Below are 1,940 nucleotides of genomic sequence, written 5' to 3' on the forward strand. Positions count from 1 at the left end.
CCGTACGCCGCGCGAGCCGGATGGCGTCGTACTCGTCGACCGCGAGGAAGTCGGAGGACCCGGAGATCCGCGAGTGCATCTCGGCTCCGCCGAGGCTCTCGTCGTCGGACTCCTCACCGGTGGCCATCTTGACCAGGGGCGGGCCGGCGAGGAAGACCTTCGCCTGCTCCTTGACCATGATCACGTAGTCGCTCATGCCCGGGACGTACGCGCCGCCGGCGGTCGAGTTGCCGAACACCACCGAGATCGTGGGCTGCTTGCGCGCCGACGACCGGGTCAGGTTGCGGAAGCCGCGGCCACCCGGGATGAAGATGTCCTTCTGCGTCGGCAGGTCGGCCCCGCCGGACTCGGTCAGGTTGATCGACGGGAGGAAGTTCTGTTCCGCGATCTCCCCGGCCCGGAACGACTTCTTCAGCGACCAGGGGTTGAGGGCGCCGCCCTTCACCGTCGGGTCGTTGGCGATGATCATGCACTCGACGCCCTCGACCACCCCGATCCCGGTGACCATCGAGGCACCGACCGCGAAGTCGCTGCCCCAGCCGGCGAGCGGCATCAGCTCGAGGAAGGCCGAACCCTCGTCCACGAGGAGCTCGATCCGCTCGCGGGCGGTGAGCTTGCCGCGCTCGCGGTGCCGGGCGATGTACTTGCCGCCGGCCTCGACCGCCTTGGTCTGCTCGACGTGCAGGTCGTCGATCTTGGCCTGCATGGAGGCCCTGCGGTCTCGAGACGGTTGCTGAGCAACCTCCTCGACCAGCGAATCATCTGTCGCGGTCATGATTCGACCACCGCCTTCACCCTCTCGAGAGTCGTGCGCATGCCGCGCTCGTTGGTCCTGCTGCGGAGCTGGCCCAGGACCAGCCAGTACGCGCGCAGGTAGATCGCCGGCGTCAGCCGGAAGTACTCGGTGACGCGGGTCCGTTCGCCGCCCGGGCCCTCGGCCTCGAGCCGGTAGCCCCAGGTGTTCATCGGGTTCTGGTCGAGGCCGACCGCGAACTCGAAGACGCCCGTCCCGTCGGCACCGGGCTCGACGGCCTTCGTCACCGTGCACGGCGTCCAGTACGTCGGCCCGACACCGTTGCGCTTCACGTGCCCCTTGAACCGGGCGCCCACGGCGGGCCCGGTGGCACCGTGCGTCCACGTCGCCTCGAACGTCTCGGGCGAGAACTCGCCGATCCGGGTGACGTCGCTGACCAGCGACCAGACCTTCTCGGGCGCCGCGTCCATCGTCACGCTCACCTCACCGCCGAGCGGCTTGAGGAGGCCCATCAGCCCGTGTAGCCGAGGAGCTTCGCCGCGAGGTCGGTCAGGACCTCCGTGGCACCGCCACCGATGGGGAGCAGCCGGGCGTCGCGGTAGTGCCGCTCGACCTCGGTGCCGTGCATGTAGCCGGCGCCGCCGAACAGCTGCACCGCTTCGTTGCTGACGTCGACCGCGGTGTCGACGGCGGTCTGCTTCGCCAGGCACGCCTCGGCGATGACCTGCTCGCCCGCGATGTGCCGCGCGGCCACGTCGAGCGTGTAGGTGCGCGCGACCTCCACCTGGCGGTGCATCTCGACGAGCTTGGCCCGCACCACCTGGTTGCTGATCAGCGGCTTGCCGAAGGTCTCCCGGTCGCGGCAGTACTGCGCCGCGAGGTCCAGGCAGCGCTTCGCATGGCCGTAGCCCATCAGTGCGAGGAAGATCCGCTCCACGACGAACTGCTCGGCGATGTAGTAGAACGCCTGGTTCTCCTCGCCGACCAGGTTCGTGGCGGGGACCCGTACGTCGACGTACGACAGCTCAGCAGTGTCGGAGCAGTGCCAGCCCATCTTCTTCAGCGAGCGCTGGACGGTGAAGCCGGGCGTGCCCTTGTCGACGACGATCAGCGAGAGGCCGCCATGGCCGGGGCCACCGGTGCGGCAGGCGGTGACCACGAAGTCGCCACGGACGGCCGAGGTGAT

At 69.2% G+C, this 1,940-nt stretch carries 3 protein-coding genes; all 3 read right to left on the reverse strand.

Annotated elements, in window-relative coordinates:
* On the reverse strand, positions 1–706 hold a 706-nt coding region (locus tag ACOADB_RS24655), incomplete at its 3' end, for a carboxyl transferase domain-containing protein (RefSeq protein WP_378605118.1).
* Positions 707–771: 65 nt separating this feature from the next.
* A complete protein-coding gene (locus ACOADB_RS24660; protein ID WP_378605079.1) occupies positions 772–1,266 on the reverse strand; it encodes an SRPBCC family protein in 495 nt (164 codons plus the stop codon).
* The coding region (locus tag ACOADB_RS24665) for an acyl-CoA dehydrogenase family protein (protein WP_378605082.1) at positions 1,266–1,940 on the reverse strand (675 nt) is incomplete at its 5' end. The genes ACOADB_RS24660 and ACOADB_RS24665, both read right to left, overlap by 1 nt.

The organism is Nocardioides sp. CPCC 206348 (assembly GCF_048654705.1).
GTDB lineage: Bacteria > Actinomycetota > Actinomycetes > Propionibacteriales > Nocardioidaceae > Nocardioides.

Bases quoted from the DNA above. Each gene is read 5' to 3' on its own strand.
- ACOADB_RS24660 (WP_378605079.1), bottom strand. From the start codon at position 1,266: ATGGGCCTCCTCAAGCCGCTCGGCGGTGAGGTGAGCGTGACGATGGAC.